Source organism: Candidatus Melainabacteria bacterium, from assembly GCA_003963305.1.
Lineage (GTDB): Bacteria > Cyanobacteriota > Vampirovibrionia > Obscuribacterales > Obscuribacteraceae > PALSA-1081.
The window spans coordinates 309,837-328,678 of sequence record RXJR01000001.1 but is presented as its reverse complement, the minus strand read 5'-3'; the positions used below and the strand labels follow the sequence as shown (position 1 = coordinate 328,678).

19 protein-coding genes are annotated in these 18,842 nt (G+C 51.2%); 10 read left to right on the top strand and 9 right to left on the bottom strand.

Going from position 1 to position 18,842, the window contains the following annotated elements:
• The first annotated feature begins 156 nt into the window (after nt 1-156).
• On the top strand, nt 157-996 hold the full coding sequence (locus EKK48_01360; protein RTL46015.1) for a hypothetical protein: 840 nt from the start codon (nt 157-159) through the stop codon (nt 994-996).
• Between the two features lie 214 nt (nt 997-1,210).
• Nucleotides 1,211-2,143 (top strand): hypothetical protein, encoded by a 933-nt coding sequence (locus tag EKK48_01355; GenBank protein ID RTL46014.1) that lies wholly within the window; start codon nt 1,211-1,213, stop codon nt 2,141-2,143.
• Nucleotides 2,144-2,240: 97 nt separating this feature from the next.
• Here the strand turns inward: EKK48_01355 and rnc are convergent, their stop codons facing one another.
• Nucleotides 2,241-3,053, bottom strand: a complete 813-nt coding sequence (gene rnc / locus EKK48_01350) for a ribonuclease III (GenBank protein RTL46013.1) — start codon at nt 3,051-3,053, stop codon at nt 2,241-2,243.
• Between the two features lie 448 nt (nt 3,054-3,501).
• Here rnc and EKK48_01345 point away from each other — a divergent pair, with 448 nt between their 5' ends.
• The 8 genes from EKK48_01345 (at nt 3,502) to nuoK (ending at nt 9,935) form a co-directional block, all read left to right on the top strand.
• Nucleotides 3,502-3,894, top strand: coding sequence for an NADH-quinone oxidoreductase subunit A (locus tag EKK48_01345; GenBank protein RTL46012.1), 393 nt, complete (start codon nt 3,502-3,504; stop codon nt 3,892-3,894).
• A 43-nt stretch (nt 3,895-3,937) separates the two neighbouring features.
• A complete protein-coding gene (locus EKK48_01340; protein ID RTL46246.1) occupies nt 3,938-4,603 on the top strand; it encodes an NADH-quinone oxidoreductase subunit B in 666 nt (221 codons plus the stop codon).
• Between the two features lie 9 nt (nt 4,604-4,612).
• Nucleotides 4,613-5,305, top strand: a complete 693-nt coding sequence (locus tag EKK48_01335) for an NADH-quinone oxidoreductase subunit C (protein ID RTL46011.1) — start codon at nt 4,613-4,615, stop codon at nt 5,303-5,305.
• Nucleotides 5,306-5,329: 24 nt separating this feature from the next.
• Nucleotides 5,330-6,460 (top strand): NADH-quinone oxidoreductase subunit D, encoded by a 1,131-nt coding sequence (locus EKK48_01330; protein ID RTL46010.1) that lies wholly within the window; start codon nt 5,330-5,332, stop codon nt 6,458-6,460.
• Between the two features lie 22 nt (nt 6,461-6,482).
• Nucleotides 6,483-7,877: an NADH-quinone oxidoreductase subunit H gene (locus EKK48_01325; protein ID RTL46009.1), complete on the top strand. Its 1,395-nt coding sequence runs from the start codon at nt 6,483-6,485 to the stop codon at nt 7,875-7,877.
• Complete coding sequence (locus tag EKK48_01320; GenBank protein ID RTL46008.1) at nt 7,877-8,707, top strand: NADH-quinone oxidoreductase subunit I; 831 nt, start codon at nt 7,877-7,879, stop codon at nt 8,705-8,707. Before EKK48_01325 ends, EKK48_01320 begins: the two co-directional genes overlap by 1 nt.
• 47 nt (nt 8,708-8,754) lie before the next feature.
• The gene (locus tag EKK48_01315; protein RTL46007.1) at nt 8,755-9,369 is read left to right on the top strand and encodes an NADH-quinone oxidoreductase subunit J; all 615 of its coding nucleotides are present in this window, start codon (nt 8,755-8,757) and stop codon (nt 9,367-9,369) included.
• Between the two features lie 185 nt (nt 9,370-9,554).
• Nucleotides 9,555-9,935 carry an NADH-quinone oxidoreductase subunit NuoK gene (gene nuoK / locus EKK48_01310; GenBank protein ID RTL46245.1) on the top strand — a complete coding sequence of 127 codons (381 nt, stop codon included), beginning with the start codon at nt 9,555-9,557 and terminating at the stop codon, nt 9,933-9,935.
• A gap of 110 nt (nt 9,936-10,045) precedes the next feature.
• Here nuoK and EKK48_01305 read toward each other — a convergent pair whose 3' ends face one another.
• From EKK48_01305 to EKK48_01270, 8 genes are all read right to left on the bottom strand, one after another.
• Nucleotides 10,046-11,503: a trehalose-6-phosphate synthase gene (locus EKK48_01305; GenBank protein RTL46006.1), complete on the bottom strand. Its 1,458-nt coding sequence runs from the start codon at nt 11,501-11,503 to the stop codon at nt 10,046-10,048.
• 432 nt (nt 11,504-11,935) lie between these two features.
• On the bottom strand, nt 11,936-12,514 hold the full coding sequence (gene rimM / locus EKK48_01300) for a 16S rRNA processing protein RimM (protein ID RTL46005.1): 579 nt from the start codon (nt 12,512-12,514) through the stop codon (nt 11,936-11,938).
• Entirely contained in the window at nt 12,515-13,195 is a 681-nt protein-coding gene (locus tag EKK48_01295) for a UbiX family flavin prenyltransferase (protein RTL46004.1), read from the bottom strand.
• 5 nt (nt 13,196-13,200) lie between these two features.
• Nucleotides 13,201-14,271 (bottom strand): TrbI/VirB10 family protein, encoded by a 1,071-nt coding sequence (locus EKK48_01290; GenBank protein RTL46003.1) that lies wholly within the window; start codon nt 14,269-14,271, stop codon nt 13,201-13,203.
• Between the two features lie 33 nt (nt 14,272-14,304).
• Complete coding sequence (locus EKK48_01285) at nt 14,305-14,568, bottom strand: hypothetical protein (GenBank protein RTL46002.1); 264 nt, start codon at nt 14,566-14,568, stop codon at nt 14,305-14,307.
• 29 nt (nt 14,569-14,597) lie between these two features.
• Entirely contained in the window at nt 14,598-15,035 is a 438-nt protein-coding gene (locus tag EKK48_01280; protein RTL46001.1) for a hypothetical protein, read from the bottom strand.
• A gap of 35 nt (nt 15,036-15,070) precedes the next feature.
• The gene (locus tag EKK48_01275; GenBank protein ID RTL46000.1) at nt 15,071-16,876 is read right to left on the bottom strand and encodes a tetratricopeptide repeat protein; all 1,806 of its coding nucleotides are present in this window, start codon (nt 16,874-16,876) and stop codon (nt 15,071-15,073) included.
• A complete protein-coding gene (locus EKK48_01270) occupies nt 16,877-18,733 on the bottom strand; it encodes a tetratricopeptide repeat protein (protein ID RTL45999.1) in 1,857 nt (618 codons plus the stop codon).
• Nucleotides 18,734-18,842: the final 109 nt, after the last annotated feature.

Genomic DNA, 18,842 nt, shown 5'->3' with positions numbered 1-18,842 from the left:
AATAGTGAGCCGGTACGATCTATATGATCGTGCCGGTTCTTGTTCTGGTTCGTTTCTTGCTCTCGTTCCTGTTCCTGTTCGTAATTTCTCACGCCGCAGTAGCAAATTGGAAATGTTCTCTCTCTAAACTGCCAATCACCTAGAGGAATAATGGCAATGGCAAATCGTGCGTGTGAACAGGCAGCTACCCAGCCTGAATGGCTCGCAAAGCAAACTGCGGGCAAGAGTGAGGCCGATCAAAAAATCTGGACTTCCGCCTATGAGAAGATCCACTCTGAAAACCATTATCAGAAGGGAGAAGGTCCGATACAGGCTCTGGAGCGTTTGAAGGGTCAAGGTCTGCTTGCTGACGTATCCATCAAAGACATTCCGGCAGAAGCACACAAGCTGGAAAAGCAGCAAGGTCATGACGGACAACCGAAAACAGTTTTCACTACCCACGACGCAGTTCTTTCGACTCCGCGTGAACACCGCGAGATAAGTCATTTCGTCGAGAGACAGATAAAAGCCGAACAGTCCCAGCGTCTGGCTCCATCGACAGAAGCTATCCAATCAGTCATGACCCCTGAGCGTGCGGCTCAGATGAAAGCCGCGGGTCTTGAGGTCGACCCACAATGTCTGCATGACAAAATGGTCAAGCGCATGGTCGACGACAAAGGTCTGACCGGCACGCAACTGGAAAATATGAAATCGTTCCCGGTTGGCGCTCCATACGTTGCTACAGGAGCTATTACGGGTGTTCAGATGGATAGCGTGCTCAAAGAGCAGAAGGCGATGCGTGACACTAAGCGGGACGATCAAGCCTTTAAGGATTTGAAAGCGTGCAATCCTGAAGAGTACGCTAAGCAGTGGAAGCAGTATTTAAAGGACACTGATGTCGGGCAGCTTTTGCGAGTACATGCAAAGGAAGATCCTCACCACTACAAGCTGGCAAAAATTGTGGCGGCCGACTCAATGATTTCTGCGCTTAAGGATCAGGAAAAGCAGAAGCAGTAGAGTCCGCAACGCGGAACGGGCTGCATGATCTGAGAACAAGTGCTCAGCCAATCGCGACAACGAGTTGCGATTGGCTTTTTGTCGCGCTCAAGTCTACGGTGCGTGCGATAATGTTTGCGGCATTCTTCTTGGAAAAGTAACTTCTACTCTGCAGTAGTAACGCGTGTGCAAATAGTGGTACTGAATATAGTGCGCTTCCGTCGGTGAATGGCAAATGATGCGAGAGTCGCCTGATCGCCTGCAAATGGTTTTTATCATCGTTGTAGCGCTCGCAGCTGTGGCTGTGGCTTTGATCGGATCGCACATTGTCGACAGTTCGTACGAGCACGTGAAAGAGATCAAAAAAACGAACATCGAAGAGAGCAGCGACGATATTTCCATAGATATAGTCAAAAGCGCCGACGATGCAAAAACGATTCTTGCAAAGACTACAGGCGCCCCTAATGAGCTTCGCTTTACGGATCAGACCATTACCCGCGCTGACTTGAGGTTGTTTGTCGAGAAGCCGTCTTATACGAAGCTGAAGATACTCAGATGCGATTTTGATTCCAAAGACTTCGACATTCTCAAAGACTCGCAAATAAAAGTGATCAGCATGAGTGACGTGCCTGTCGATAAGACGCTCATAGATTATTTCGCGGCGATACCGAAACTGGGAACAATCGAGATGTTTCGCTGTGCCATCAATCCCAATGCCCTGGGCAACCTTGCCGTTTCGAAGGTGCGCCTGGTCAAGTTTCGAAAGTGCGGAGAAAATTCAGATCGTGTCTTCACTCGGGCTCTGGTAAAAGACCTTGCGAGAATGGAATCGCTCGTGCACGCTGAATTGAGTAAAAATACTTTCGAGGAGGGCGCATTAGAAGCTTTTGCTGGTGCGAAATGCCTCGTTCTCAATGTCTCAAAAACGAATGCAAGCGACTCTGATCTAGAGACCTTCAGGCGCCTGCCGCGTCTGCAATATTTGGACGTTGATGATTGTGCTTCGATCACTTGCAAAGGTCTGAAAGAGTTGGAGCAGAGTTCGACGCTCAAGCAAGTGCGAACGACTGTACCAGCTTCATCGTGCAGTTTTTCAGGAGCTGCAATAAGCAAATTCCAGCACAATCATTATCGTGTGCCAGACGAGTACCAGTTCGAGCATGATTAACGTCTGAGGCACCTTTCCAGGTTTCGCTCAGGCGGAGACTTCGCTGTGGCGCTTCTCTTGGATCGCTCTGGTCGCGTTAATGCGTTACGGTGAGCGGCTACTTAATTTCGGATGTCTCTGAAATGCCGGATCCCGCTACTTTTGGAGAAGGTTTCGCTCTCTTCTTCGAAAGCTCTTCCAGAGCGGCTTTGGCTGCTTCCTGCTCCGCCATCTTCTTAGAGTGTCCCGAACCTTCGGCAATGACGTTTCCGGCGATTGCCACGTTCACAAGAAAGGTCGGGTCGTGCGGTGGTCCATCCGTTTTCAAAACAGTGTAGATGGGCACCCCTTGCGCTTTAGATTGCGTAAATTCTTGCAATTCGGCTTTGTAGTTTTCTTTGATTTCGTCCCGGTCTACACTGGTGGCGAGATTGCCGAACAGCCGTACGACCAGATTCTGGGCGTGGATCAGACCCAGGTCTGTATAGACTGCGCCCAGCACCGCCTCGAACGATTGGGCAACGATGGACGGACGCATCTGCACCTGCCGACCGAGCAATATGTATTTGCTCAGGTTCAAGCTGCCGGCCAGTTCAGCCAGAGTTTTATCGCTGACCAGCACCGAGCGAATTTCGGTTAACTGTCCTTCATCGTAATCTGGAAATCTTTCCAGCAGATACTCGCTGATAACGAACTTTAGAACCGCATCACCAAAAAATTCCAGGCGCTCGTAGTCTTTCGCCCCCGGCACTTCGGCAGCGTAAGAGGAGTGGCAAAGAGCTTCGTGCAGAATTGCCATGCGACCGAAGTGCATGCCAAGACGATCGCAGAGCTGCTCAAGTTCTTTGAGCCTTTTTTGAGGAATTGTTTGTGGGTTTCCAGTCATGTGACTAACGCGGTAAAAAGAGGTGTCTATGCCAGTATGCAACATTTTCGATTCTTCTGAGGATGTCCGTTTTTAAAACGTTCCGGGGATTACCTTTTCGAGCAGCCTTAGCAGCGTTGTTTGTTGAGTAACGTGCAAGCTAAGCGGTTTCGCTGATCAATTGGACCGATAGTTTGTTAACCAATATTTCCGGCTCTCTTGATGCTGCCGCATAACAACTTACAACTACTCAGCAGGGTTGTAGTTGTTTGCGAAGAATTGTGGATTACCAAGAGAAACAAATGATTTTTCTTCGATCAGGCTGTAGACGCGCGTCTGCGAGCGATTTGAAGTGTCGGCAGAAAAATAAGATGGAGACTAGGTTTACACAAAATAATTGGTTTGATTACCTGGCTATAATTTGAAGTAGACGCTGGTACGTGTGTGGCCTGCTATTCTTTATCTGTCGTGAAAGCGGTTGCAAAACGGGCTTGCAAAGGACATAAGAGGCGCCATGTATCAATTGCAATTGGGTCAGATTGGGCTATTCGTGCTGGTGGGGTTTGCTCTGCCGGCTCTTGGAATGGTTCTGCTCGCCTGGATTTTACAGAATTTCCTTGGTTATCACAGACCGAGTAAAACTAAAAACCAGCCGTACGAGTGCGGTATGAAACCAATGCAAGCGGCGCATGTCCAGTTCGATATCCGCTATTACTTGTACGCACTTCTGTTCATTTTGTTTGATATTGAAATCGTTTTCATCGTGCCGTGGATACTGGCAACCGATGATATCGGACAGGCTGTTGGCTGGAAGTGGCTCGGTCCTGTCGAAATGTTGGTTTTCCTCGTCATACTCGCGTTCGGTCTTGCGTATGCCTGGAAAAAGGGAGCCCTGAAGTGGGAGTAATGTCATGACTGATTCAAATCCAGGTCCTCAACAAATCCCCTCGATGCCTGTTCCTGATGAGCTCAGGGACACTGTCACTTTGACAACAGTCGATCGCGCCGTTGAAATGTTGACCAAGCTGATCGATCCTATTGCCAACCTCGCTCGTGCAAATTCGGTCTGGCCGCTCACGTTCGGCACTTCATGCTGCGCCATCGAGATGATGAGTGTCGGCATGTCGCGCTACGACATCTCTCGTTTCGGTTCGGAAGTGTTTCGAGGCACTCCACGTCAGGCCGATTTGATCATCACGGCTGGTACCGTGACCAGAAAGATGGCACCGGCATTGATCACTTTGTATGAGCAGCTTCCCGAACCTAAATATGTAATTGCAATGGGTGCCTGCACAGTAACAGGCGGCATGTTCAACGATGCGTACTCGGTCGTGCAGGGAGTCGACAGAATTATTCCTGTTGATATCTACTTGCCGGGATGCCCTCCTCGTCCGGAAGGCATTTTGGATGCCTTGCTCAAGCTGCAACAGAAGATTCGCACTGAGTCTTACAACGAGCGTCGCAATCGCACTTATGCACAGAGTGCAGTTCGCTACGTCGATTACGATTGCGGACGTCCGCTGGAAGATCTGGTGGCAGAGGCTCAGCATGAGACCTCACTTATTCTCGCTACCGGCGAAGGCTTGAAAGAGAATTCAAAAGGCTCAGCAACATAGAGAATCGAGATGACTGAAGAAGAAAAGAAACCGGAAGAGTCAAAGGCTGAGCCTGCTAAAGGCGCAGAAAAACCTGCCGCCGAAGCTAAGCCCTCAGAAACAAAACCCGCAGCTGAAGCAAAACCCGCTGCCACCGCTGCCAAACCAGCCGCACCAGCAGCTGCAGCAGCACATGGAGCGGCCAAAGCAGAACCGGCAGCGCCACCAGCAGTTGGACCGGCAGGACAATTTTTGAAAGAGCATGGTATCAGCACCACGCCTTTGCCCGATTCTTGCGGCTGCGAAACTGCCGAGATTGATGGTGCTAATCTGGCTGCGGCTCTGCGTTTGTTGCGCAGCAGCTCTGAAATCGCTCTGGATTTTCTTGTCACCGTATCTGGTGTCGATAACGTCGATACGTTCGATTCGGTTTATCACTTGCAATCATTTTCTAACAAAAACGAGCTTGTTTTGAAGGTACGCATCAAGAAGTCCGATGTGCCTGAAGGCAAGTTGCCTAACGTGCCGAGCATCGCTAACTTGTGGCAGACAGCCAATTGGCACGAGCGTGAAACTTATGACCTTGTCGGTATCAGATATAACGGACATCCTTACCCCAGGCGCATTCTTAACACTTGGGACTGGGACGGATACCCGTTGCGTCGTGATTACAAACAACCGATCGATGCCTTGAACGATAAGAATCCCAACAGTATGCGCTAACGAAACCAGCAGCAGAGGCTAATTATGGCGACCGAGCTAAAAACACATTCGCTAAAAACCGATGAGATGATCATCAACATGGGACCGCAGCATCCTGCCACCCATGGTGTGCTGCGTCTGATTGTCACTCTCGATGGTGAAATCGTAAAACACGTCGAACCGGTGATCGGTCATCTTCATCGCGGTCAGGAATGGCAGGGGCAAAATCGCACCTGGTTTCAATATCAGGCATTGATCGACCGAGTCGATTATCTCTCCGGCATGTTTACTTCATGGGCGATGGCACGTGCTGCAGAGAAGTTGGATGGTCTGGTCGTTCCGGAACGCGCCGAATGGCTGCGCATCATCGCTTCCGAGATGAATCGCATTACGTCGCACTTGCTCTGGCTGGGAACGTATCTGATCGACCTTGGTGCCATGTTCGGCTTCCCCTTCTATCCATTCCGAGAGCGCGAAAAACTGTTCGTCTTGCTCGAGGAAATCGCCGGGCAACGCATGATGTTCAACTACATCAGAATCGGCGGTGTGCAGCGAGACCCTAAACCAGATTGGTTTAGACGCTTGAAGGAGTTCACTGATGAGTTTCCTGATCGCGTAGACGAATACGAAGCCATCGTCAGCGAAAATCCAATCTTCCTGAAACGTACTCAGGGCGTTGGTATTTTGCCTAAAGCCACTGCTATTGATTATGGTGTGACCGGTCCGACCTTGCGTTGTTCCGGTGTGAACTATGACTTGCGTCGCTTCAAACCTTATTCAATGTATGACAAATTGGAATTTGAAGTGCCGACTTTTGCAGGCGACGGCGATACACAGCAGCGCTATATCGCTCGCGTTCGCGAAATGCGTGAGTCGAACAAAATCATTCGTCAGTGCCTGGACATGATTCAACCAGGCGAAATCATGGCTAAGAAGCAAGTTGCCGGTATGCGTATCAAAGCCGGAGAAGGATTTGAAGCGGTAGAGGGCCCACGTGGAATTCTCGGCTGCTACATCATCTCTAACGGCAGTGATAAGGCTTTTCGTTTCCGCTGGAGAAATCCTTCTTTCAGCAATTTGTCTGTTTTGCCTGAGTTGCTGGTCGGTCATCCGATCGCGGACGTCATGGCAATTTTTGGTTCGATCGACGTAATCATTCCTGATGTAGACCGATAAAGGGAGCACTGCGAGCAACACAATGGGAAATACGGCAGAGATTTTCAAGTTCGTCAGGTTGAGCGCCTTTTGGCTCAGCGTGATCTTCATTCCGGTGTGGCTGGTCTCCTGGGCGGTTGGAATATTTATTCCGAACTTCATCATCAAAGATCCATCCAACATTCTTTTTGATCTGTGTCAGGCCCTCGTGCCAATCATTGCGGTGCTCGTGTTCATTCCGATCAATGCCATGTTCATGGTTTTGTTCGAACGAAGAGGTCTGGCATTATTCACGGTGCGAAGTGGACCGAATCGCGCCGGTTTCGATGGATTGTTTCAGACTGCTGCTGACGCTGTGAAGCTGCTGTTCAAAGAAGACATCACGCCGCGCGGTGCTGACATTGCTATGTTTACGCTTGCGCCGATTACCTTCTTCGCGCCGTCAGTGTTTGCAGCTATTCCTTTGCTTGCCGCAGTTACCAATGATCACCCGCTTTTCCACATCGTCAACTTGCCAACCGGTATCTTCTATGTACTGGCTGCATCATCGGTTCCTGTTGTCGGAATCGTCATGGGTGGCTGGGCGAGCAACAACAAATACTCCCTGGTTGGCGGCTTGCGCAGCGCTGCTCAAGCGATCAGTTACGAAATACCCCTTGTTTTGTCACTGATTTCCATCTGTATGATGGCGAAATCTCTAGATGTTGTTCAGATCGCCAATCAGCAATCGGGCGGCATACTTTCCTGGAATATTTTCGGTGGCGGAGCCCTGCGTGGTATCGATAAGTTCATTGCTCTCAATTTGACCGGCAACACCATCGAAGCCAAAACGATTCTCGATGCTGCTTATCCTGCTGGAATGCTTTCGTATGTTGCGGCTGCGGCGTTGATTGTCTGCACGGTAATCATGTTCGCGCTTTACCTTACCGGAGCGTGCGCCGAAATCAATCGTATTCCGTTTGACTTGCCCGAAGCGGAAAGTGAACTCGTCAGCGGTTACAACACTGAATATAGTGGCATCAAGTTCGCTATTTTCTTCCTGGCAGAATTCACAAATCTCTTTATTGTCAGTTCGATTGCTGTCGTCATGTTCATGGGCGGCGGCGGCAATCCTATTCCGTCATGGTTGCTTGACCCATGGTGGGGCAACGTTTCCAACAGTTTCGGACCTGTGTTTGACATGGTGACAAGCAAGGGGCTGATGCTCGTCGACGAGCATACATTCTTCCCTGCCTTGTGGGTTATTGCCAAGACTTATGCATTTGTATTCTTTGCTGTACTGATTCGCGGCACGTTGCCTCGTTTCAGAATCGACCAGCTCATGGATTTCGGTTGGAAGCGTTTAATTCCACTTTCCTTGATTGTGTTCTTAGTGATGGCATTTGCGAGAGTGCTCGTTAACGTACATCTCGTCATGCCTGCGGGAGGAGCCCCCTGATGCCAAACTTGATTTCGCGAGCTTTCGATAGTATTTATCAGGTTTTTAAGGGACTTTCGACAGTCGGCGGACATACGTTCAAAGAGCCGATCACCGAGCAATATCCTGATATGGCGCCGAATTTGCCGGCTGAATTCAGAGGACGTCTGGCTCTCAGCGTCAATCCTGAAACTGGCGAGCACTTGTGTATCTCCTGCCGTCAGTGCGAGCGTGTCTGCCCCGACAAATGTATTGAAATTACCGCACACAAGAGCCCAGAAACAAACAAGCTTGAATTGATCAACTTCAAGATTGACCACGGGCTTTGCATGTTCTGTGGTCTGTGCACTGAAGTTTGCCCGACTACCTGCATCATCAATACAAATGACTTTGAAATGGCTGACTACACTCGTGAGTCGCTGATTTACGACATCAAGAAATTGACTCTCAGTCAGGAAGAATCTGCGTATTACTTCGAGAAGAAAGAGATTCCGATTCCCAAGCCAAAACCAGCTAAAGCAGCACCTGCTGCGGCTGGCGCCGCTCCAGCAGGAGCTGCAGCTGCCAAACCTGCAGCCCCCGCTAAACCAGCTGCTGATGGTGCTGCGAAACCAGCTGAAGCGAAAGCAGACGACAAGCCTGCTGCTGAAGCAAAGCCAGCCGCTGAAGCTAAACCAGCCGAAGCAAAAGCCGACGATAAGCCAGCCGCCGAAGCAAAGCCTTCTGAAGCAAAAGCCGACGATAAGCCGGCCGCTGAAGCAAAGCCAGCCGAAGCAAAAGCAGATGATAAGCCTGCTGCTGAAGCCAAACCTGCCGAATCGAAACCGGAAGAAGAAAAGCCTAAAGAGTGATTGTCGTCATCGCGAAAAGTTACAGCAAGAGGATCGAGAAGTAAGAAATGGAAAACCTGGCAGCTTTTGTGGATGCGAATTCCGTATCAATTGAAACCTGGATGTTTTATGTCCTTGCCGCTCTGGCAATCCCTTTCGCCTTCGGTGTAATTCTCGACAAGGCCATTATTCGAAGCGGTTTCCTTTTGATCGGTGTTTTCGGTGCAATCAGCGGTCTCTTCTTGATTTTGCAAGCTCAATTCATCGCCATGGCGCAAATCATGATTTACGCCGTGGGCATTACGCTGGTTGTTGTAATCGCCTTGATGTTGACGAACCCTCGAATGGATCTGGACCTGAAGCCCGCTGCTGGAAACAGCAAATTGACCGGCTTCATAGTGTCCTTCGTCCTGTTCGCAGTCATTTATATGGCAATCCGCTCTGAATCCTGGGTGGTTAGACCGGAGGCGCCTGCAGCCAACAATGTAGCTGTCATCGGTGCTGCCATTACCGGACAGTACTCGCTACCGTTTGAATTTGCATCAGTGCTGCTTCTTGCAGCGTTGATGGGGGCAATTATGCTGGCTAAGAATGAGCCAGTCGAACCGGAAGTTTTGGAATACAGCGAAGCAACGGGAACAGCAAGTGATGCTGAAGCCGAAGCACTGACGACGGCGAGGTAACCATAATGCCGAAATTCTCTCAACAAACACTGATGGGCTTCGCGTATGCCCTCGTCGCTGCTGTCATCGCCATCACCTACTTCACAGGCTCTCTCGGTGCCGGGCTGGTTTCAGCCGGTATAACTTTTCCAGCTGAGGTTGCCGCATTCTCAATCATTGCCTTGCTGGCTGCCACAGCAATCTTCATGAACGCTTCGCCTGTAGTGGTGCTTTCGGCTGGCGCGTTTTTCGGATTTTTTGTTCTCACTATTCATCAGGATGAGCCTTTAGTGCGCTATCTGTCACTGGGCGCCGTGCTGTTTGCAATTGGTATGTACGGCATGGTTTCATCGCGAAACGCAGTGCGCGTCTTGATGTCGATTGAGCTTATGCTCAACGCCGTCAACATAAACCTTGTTGCTTTTTCACGCTACATCGACCCGTCCGAAGTGAAAGGGCAAGTTTTTGCCATCTTCATTCTCACCGTCGCTGCTGCTGAAGCTGCAGTAGGTCTGGCGATTGTTCTGGCGATGTACCGCAATACTGCGACTGTAGACATGGAGCAGTTCAACCTGCTCAAGTGGTAAGCGCGCAAGCAGCTTAGCAGGCAATTAGATAGAAGAGCTGAGGCAATTACAAGAACGCAGGCATCTGACGAGGAGCCTGCGTTTTGTTCATTTCTTTGAAAGGACGTTGGTTAGCTCAGAGGAAACTGATACGGCTTCGCTTTGCTTACCAGTGCTTCGCGCAAGAAGCCAAGGGCCCAGTCGTGCAGCTGATTCCAGCCCACAACTCTGCGCATTGAAGTCATGCGGCGACGTTTTTCTTCCACGCCCATGGTCAAAGCCTGGCTCAAGTTGCTGGCAAAGTCGTCGGGGTCGTGGGGATCAACAAGAAGCGCCCCTTGAGCTAATTCTGCCGAGCATCCCGCCAGCTTGCTCAAAACCAGAGCTCCCTGCTCATCTAAGCGCGAAGCAACATACTCTTTGGCAATCAAGTTCAGTCCGTCTTTGACTGAATTGACAGTCAATACGTCGGCTGCTTGATACCATGCAGCCAGATCTGTCTGGTCGAACTGACCGGGGATAAAGAGAATTGGCTTCCAGCCTGAGTTCTCATATTTATTGTTGATTGCTTCTACTTTCTCTTCCACAGCTTTTGCGTAAGAGACGAAGTCTGCTTCGTTCGAGAGCGGAGGCTGAGCCAGCTGAACGTAATGGAAGCGTTTATGCCAGTTCGTCTGCGTTTCGAGGAAGCGTTCCAGTCCGTGGAGTTTCTCCAGAACACCCTTGGAATAGTCGAGTCTGTCTACACCGAGCACGACTTGATTGGCTAATCGGTGCTTGACACCGATGGCTTCGGCTATTGGGCGCGTCGATTTGGCAAATTGTTGCCAGAGCGAAAAGTCGATGCCCAATGGCATGACGACAATCTTTGTGAGAGTGCTGCGACGTCGTACTTCCATCTTCAGAACGTCAACAATTGCATTTGGCAGTAGTTCTTGCACTGTGTTCAAGAAGTTGAGTGCGTATTCGGTTGTGTGGAAACCGATAATTTTGTTGGAAAGCAATGATTCGACCAGTTCTCTTGCCACTGGCGACTGAATCATCACAGATGGCGAAGGCCATGGCACATGCCAGAACTGGCAAAGTATTATGCCTGCCTGCATGGACATCAGCGGTGCCACGAGCGCCAGTTGATAGTCATGCAACCAACATAGAGTCGGGAAGCTTTCCGATGATACTTTCAAGCTTTCAGAGGCGATTAGCTCGCTGAGCTGTCTGAATGATTTCCAGTTTTCGGAATCGAACTTCGCTTTTTCAGGCATACCGTGAAGAAGCGGATAAAGATAGCCGTTAGCGATCTGGTTGTGCTTTTCGAGCAGCGGCTGAGGAATTTGTGGGTTATAGAATGCAAACGCGGCGCCTTGCGCTTCAGCGTGTGATGGTTGGGACGGAACACCGTCGATGGCAAACCAGTGCACCTTAGCACCCAGCCGTTTGACCACCGGTTCAAGGCTGGTCGGTACTCCTCCCGACTGACCGGGACCGCGGTATGAAATCACCTTCAAGGTGGGCAGGTAGAGCTGGAGCTGACCCAAATCATCAGTAGATACTGGTGACAAAAGTGGAGGCGATTTTGCGGAAGTTGGCATGAGCGATCCTCAGATGCGTACGGAAGGGAGATACGACAAGGGATGCAACAGGGTTGCAACTTGGATGCCTGGGAGAATCTGATTTCTGGTGGTTGCCCGCAAGTAGTCAAAACTGCTGACTACGATTCCTAATTTCAATGCCAGACGCGACCGCTTCAAAAAGTTGGCTAAGCCAGTCGCCAATAACGCCGTCTAAAACCGGGGCACTTCACAGACTGCTGTGTAATCGCACTACAACTACTAAAGATATGCTAAGAGCCTGGAGTAATCAAGCAGTTGTTAACCTATTTTATAAGAACTTAATACCGCTGGAAATTTCGGCTTTGAAACCCGGGCGAAAGAAAGTTCGTTGATGGTGGCGTATTCGGTGCGGGCGGGTGGATGCAGTTTGATACTAAATCTGGTGTCGTTGTCGGGCGTGGCGCTGGGTGCCTAATCGAGTAAACCTGGCAGTGCGACTACTTCTACGCGTCTTGCGATGATGTCTACAACGGGTACGAGGGCTTCTACGAATGGAACTAGAATCGGTTCCGCTTCGTCGTTGTCTTTCTTCTTAATCTCCAGCAGTTCACTGTTGGCGCCGATGATATCAGATACGGTGCCAATTTCGACACCGTCCGTGGTGAAGACGGGCAGCCCGATTAAATCGTCTACCCACCACTCGTTTTCCTCCAGGTTGCGGAGTTGAGCTCGGGTCGTACTGATGCTGGCATCCAGATATTTTTCAGCCGCAGTGCGGTCGACGCATTCTTTGAGCTTGAGAAACAACATGCGCTTTTCGAGGTAAATCGTGTCTACGTTGGCTTCTTCGATGGTGCCGTTGGGTAAAACCACCTGCACGGTTTCGATATCCAGTAACAGTTGTGGGTTGTTGCTGCTTGGTTTGATTTTCATGATGCCGCGCAGTCCGTGCATTCCCACGACTTTGCCAACCGGAAACAGTGAGTCGGCGCCGGGCAACGAGGCGTCGATTTCAGAGTTTTTTCCTAAATGAGCTTTGTTTTTAGGCATCTAGTGATCTTGCAAAACCTTAGACGGCATGGGCAATGGACGCGAATCTTCTTTCCATCGTTTGAATAAGCTGTTGTCGAAGCCGAATTGATCGAGCACCCTGCCGACCACGAAATCAATCTGGTCCGAGATCGATTGCGGGCGATGATAATAGCCGGGACAGGCGGCTGCCACTACGGCTCCGGCTTCAGACAGTGCAAGCATGTTCTTCAACTGTATCTGTCCGAACGGCATCTCTCGGACCAGGATCATCAGAGTGCGTCGCTCTTTCAGCGCCACTGCGGCGGCTCTGTGAATGAGGTTTTCAGTCAATCCGTTGGCGACTGCGCCGAGTGTGCCCAGGCTGCAAGGAACTATTGCCATGCCTCGGGTGCGATAAGAACCGCTGGCTACTGAAGCTGCGTAGTTTGTCAGTTTGTGCAGTTTGAAGGGGGCTGCGGCTGGTAATTCTAGGTATTGGCGCAGCCCTGATTCGATGTCTTCGCCCAGCGAAATATCATTCTCTTCTTTCATCACCTGAAGAGCTGCCCGAGACACGAGCAGATCGACCGGCTGTCCAATTTCCATCAGGTATTGAAGCAGCCGCAAACCGTAGATAGCACCGCTGGCACCGGTTATGGCTAAGACAAAAGGAAGTTCAGCAGCCCGGTCAGATGCTGTTTTTTCAGATTGAGCGGTCATAGTATCTAGAAGTCGCCTTTGGCAGGAGTGGCTGCCTGGCCAGCTGGTTGAAGTTGCCCGGGTGGCTGGGCTTGCATCGATTGCTGAGGTGGTGCAGCTTGCATCGGGGGTTGTTGCACCGGCTGCTGTGGCGGAATATATGCCGGCTGGCTGTGCGGCACATCAGGAAGTATACCCGGTAAAGGGTTCTCACCTGGAGCAATTGTTGGGTCGAGACCTTGCGGCTGAGGCGGTGCCGGTGCTTGCTTGAGGAAGCGCCGACCGAATGTGCCGTCTGGGTTTAAATCGACCTGTGGAGTCATTGCCGCCGCGGCACCGGCCGCCTGGCTTATGCCTATTTTGAAAGGAGCGTCGAGTTTTATGCTCACAGGTGAACCGCCATCTATGTAGAGCTCGCGCCCTCGCTTTACAAGAGAGCGTATCTTGGCGCCGCCCTGTTGTTGCTGATCGGCCTGATCGATTCCGTAAATCGGATCGCGCATCAGTTCGCTTTTCGTCATCATCTGCAGTCCATTGCTGCCACCGCCTCTGCGCCTTGCTTCGGTGCCCGGCGCCACTGCTTCGAAACTGGCTTGCGTGCCGACGTAGCCGATGCCGCCACCGAGATTCTTGTTTGCCATGCCTGGTCCGTTAGCGCCGTTATGCTGATATGTTTCACCCGCCAGTGAAGCGACAATTGGATAGGTTATGCCGTCGGGAGTACGCAAACTGGAAAGTTGCACACGCAGCTTTCCCGATGGCTTCATGCCTTTTGGATGCGGCACCGAGCCTGATGGGATTGCTTCTACGACTTCACCTGTAATCTTCGAACCTGCTGGAATGAGAACATCTGTGCCGTTGGCTAAAACCGGTGCTGACATGCTGATAGTGAATGGCTGCCCCTGTCTGCTCTTCGAACCAATCGTCTGATCCATTCTGCCTTCGAAGGTCGTGCCTCGAGGCATGATTACTGTCTTTCCATGCAGGCTGCTGGCACCCTGATAGTCTTGAGCATGCGATGTTTGCGGCATCATGCTGAACAGCGCGAGAGCTGTGGCAAGGCTCAGTATGGTGCGATTCGAGGTAGATGCGGTCATAGTACGTAGCTCCGTTGACTTCGAGTCAATCAATCAGGTGTCGGATGTGGTATCAGTTCCGGCCGCCGCTGGTTGTTGTGAATTAGCAGGCGGCGCGGATTTTGAGTTCTTCAGTTTGTAGAATGTGCGAACAACGACAGCGGCGCTGACGATCGCAACAAGAATGATAGCGAGCAGTCGGCCGATGCTTCCCAGATAGCCGAGCATATCTGGAAACATAATCAAGCAGGCGCCTGCCACGATCACACCGCCGCCAATCATCTTCAAAGTCTGTGCTGCTTGGGAATCGCGATTCAAAGTGGCATTATTCTCCCAAGTAACGAAGCTTAGAACTCTTGATTGAGATGCTTTTCAAAACGAATTGTCATCTGTGGCGCCACGATCTTAGTGCCTAACCACCATGAAAGCACAAGCACGCCAGGAAGCGCAAAGACGCGAATCAGTGTTGGCAAAAATGGATAAAAGAGACTGGTAATCAAAACGGCGCTGCCGATGGTGAGCGTCTGGCTCATTCTGACGATGAACTGCTCTTGCCCGCGTCGCGGTGTGTCGTGAAACTTAACGGCGAGGAAAGCCACGTAATTTTGCCAGGCTGCACGCGCACCTTTGACTGAGTCTTTGTAGACCTTGGTCTCCTGCAAATTGCGAGGCGAGCCGCCACGCATGTTAGGCGACGTCTCGGCGTCTGGAGTGGCGTCGATGAATTGGTCGTTGTTAGCGGTACCCCTGGAACCAGCCTTGCGCGGCCCTTTTCTCGAATTCATTTCAGCTCCTCTTTCGGCAGGTCGTTATTAGGATTCTACTTCTTCTTTTTCGGTTTACCACTATCGTGCTTCTTCAGTTTCAGAAGTCCGGTTTCGACTTCTTGCCTGAGAGGGTTGCTCTCGTCGGCTGCTTCCAGAAAACAAATGGCATTCTCATGAGCTTTATCGGGCTCGGGATTGTCACCCTTGGTAAATATGCTGAACAGACCGTAGTAAGCATCAGGATATTGGGGATCCGCAATCAATGCTTGCTTGTAATGGTCAATGGCGACCGTGGGCAGCTTCCATGTCGCATCTCCAAGTTTGGTTTGTCTGGCCGCCTCGTTTCTCTGGGTTACTATTCGGCTCATACCCTGTTCTGCCCTCGGCGCAACCTCCGGAATTTCTTTGGCCAGGGAGTAAGCTTGTTCGGCCGACTGGAAATCACCGTCGTTGAAGGCTTGTTCGCCCAGTGAAATCAGTTCGTACGGTTCATCTTTGTGCTCAGAGATGACCGTGCTGAAGCATTTACGGGCGTCGCGGAAGTGATGCTGAGTCAAAGCCGTTTCAGCTTCCGCCAGCAGTTTTTTCTCTTTGAAAGATTTTGCCCCCGATTTAATCACCTGACCGGACACGTTCTTTTCGCTCGTCACGGCTTTTTCGCTCATGATGTCACGCAACTGTTCCATGATTTTTTCGAAGTCGGGCGGATACTGCCCATCTTTTCGCGCTTTTCGGTTGCAAACGCGAGTCATGCCAAGCAAGGCGTTGGCGTCGTCTGGCTGAGTGGCGAGAATCGTTTTGTATTCAGTTTCGGCGACATCCAGCTTGTCTTGCCTGAGCGCCAGCTCGGCCAGGTCGTTTCTCATCTGCATGTCGTTGGGCAGAATTTCCAGAGCGTCATGCATGTGGGCAATAGCCATCTCACCGTCGCCGCGTTGTGCGTAGTATTCAGCTAAATGACGGTAAGGGTCCGGCATGTGTGGGTCGAGCCTGATCGCTTCACGATAAGCTGCCAACGCACCCGGTCCGTCTCCCTGCTTTTTGCAGATGTCGCCTTTGACTGTGTTCCACTCAGGCATCTCTTTGCGTTTGTCAGCCGGAATGTTATGCAGCTCCATGTAAGCATCTTCAGGCTTGCCCGAATTGTTCAGGATGATCGCTTTCTGCATGCGGGCCTGTGCATAGTCTGGTTTGTCGTGCACGACTTTGGTGATGATCTGCTCTGCTTCTTTATCTTTTGGGTCGATTTTGAGCAAGGCTTGCGCTAACAGTGTCAAATTTACAGGGTTTTCAGCCAGCCCGACTGACTTACGGAATGGCTCAACGGCTGACTCGACGTCATCTTGAGCCATTTTTACAAGACCTAATGTCTGCTGGGCAATCAAAATGTCGGGGTTGGCTTTGATGGCGCGTTTGCACAGATTCTCCGCCGCTTCCAGAAACAGATCTCGTTTTGCCGGTGAAGCCACTGTCTGTGAGTGCACGTATGACACGTAGCCACCAGCAGCGATGACATTTGGATTATCGGGAAACTTTTCACGAGCCTGGCGAAGAATGCGCTCCGCTTCAGTTATTTTGGCGGGAATTTCTTGCTTGGCTAGAGCGACAGCCAGCCCAGCAAATGAATCGCCCGTGTCGTCGCTTTGCAGTAAGGCACGATATGCATCTTCAGCTTCTTTAAATCGATTTTTGATCAAGTACTCGTCGGCTTCGGCAATCGACTGGGAAAGTGCGGGAAGTGCCGCGCTGTAAGACCATCCGCACAGCAAAGACGCACCCAATAGAAGACGACAAGACAGGTTTAACACTGACGTCTTAGCTACAGAAGCTCTGAAACTGTTGAAAGGACTCGCGTTCAACTAGGGTGCCTTGCCTCCTTTTTCAATTGCATCAGCTTTTGCCGTTTCCTTGTCTGCCTCTTTTGTGTCGCCTTGCAGCTTCAGCAGGTCCGCCAGTTTGCGATGAAGGTCTGCACTGTTAGGGGCGACATCGATAGCATCCCTGAGCGCAGACGCAGCGGCGACGTAATTTTTGGCGGCTAACTGTGTGCTGTATTCTTTCAACGCCGGTTCCGTTCTGCTGCGGTTGACCTGGTCTAGAGCGGCTTGAGCACCGGGTTCTTTCGAGTAAGAGGCCTGACGGAAACTAACCGAAGCCGAGTCGAGATCACCTTTCTTTTGTTGAGATAATCCCAGAAGCAGCCAGGCATGCCCATCTGTTGGAGTCTTGTCGATGATTCCTTCGAAGAATTTGATGGCGCCGTCGGTGTCATTAGCTGCTAACTTGCTTTCGCCCTCGGAGTAATTGACCGCAGGCTTGGGTGGGGTGGCTGGAGTTGCCGGAGCGCCTGCAACTCCGTTTGCGCCAGGAACGCCTGGTGCGCCGGCATTGCCTGGTGCACCGCCGGCACCTTTTTGAGCGCCAGGTGCTCCACCGGCGATGGCTGTGCCTCCTTTCGACGGTCCACCGCCCATCAATGCCGTCAGTCGCGGTTGCAGCTGTGGATGCACGTTTGGATTTATCTGTGCCGCTCTCTGATATGCAGCTATGGCTCCGTTAAAATCACCCAGTGTCTCTTTGCCTCTGCCGTAAATGTAGAGCAGCTCTGCATCTCCCGGGTTCGTGCGCAGTTGGTCTTCGATCTTCTGCATACTTTCGGCTACCATCGTCGGTGACGCCTGACTGCTTGAAACCACTGCCAGATGGAAGCTTCGGCGCGCCTGGGCGAGAGCCGGGTTCTGTTTGCCGATTTTGAAACACTCAATGTATTCGCGCTTGGCGTGTTCAAAATCAGGCACCAGCTGGTAAGCGCCACCGAGCATGAGATGGTTGTCGAAAGAAGGATTGACTTGAACAGCTTCGCGAGACACTTCGATCAGACCACGAATAGCGTCCGAGTTGAGCGGGTTCAGCGTTACGGCCCGGCGGTATTCCAGCCCGGCGTTGAGCATTCGTTTCAGTGCCACTTGTGTGCGCCCGTCATCACGGGCGGTGAAAGCAAGCTCCTTCAAGACGTCGCCAAGTTGCGCGTGACACTTTGAAAGTTCATTCTTTTCGCCTGGCTCCCACGGTTTTGTTACCGCAGTGCGCATCTCGATGTAGCCTTCTACTAATTTTGCAGGTACAGCGCTGCCCTGTTTGACCAGCACGCGTCCGAGGGCAAAGTGGGCTGCGCCGCTGTCTTTCATGCGCACATAGTGGCGATACTCAGCAATGGCCTGCACATAATCGCCGTTGATGTCGAAGTCGTCAGCCAGGTGCTGGCGCACATTTGCGTCGTCCGGATTTTTTCCCATGCCCTTGATCGCAGAACTCAAGAGCTCGTCAGACGATCTGTTTTCAGGGTCTACATATATTGACGTTCTTAGTTTTTGCGCCGCTTCTGCGTATTTATGAGCCGCAAGAAGTGACTGTCCGTAGCGCTGGTAAGCCGCAGAAAGATTTTGACGAAAAGTGAGATTGTAAGGATCACCGCGCAACGCCTCTTCGTGCTCGTGCACTGCTCCGTCCCACATGCCTTTGGAGCCGAGCTCGACGCCCCTGTTGTTGTGCTCGAGCGGATTAGTCGGGTTGGGTGTGACTAGGGAGACGCCGCCACCACCACCTCCGGTGCCGGCTCGAACCCGTCGGGCGGCAGCATCACAGTAACTCTGACAGATGATGACGAGCCCGAGCGAGAGCGCCACAGCTAATTTGGCATTATGGTAAAAAGTCATTTGTTCTTTCTGGTTATTTAGACGACGTGACTGCGATGGCTAAAGGACGCGCAGTCTATCAATTAGTAAATCCTTTACAACTTCATTCTACTGATCTTGCAATTTTATG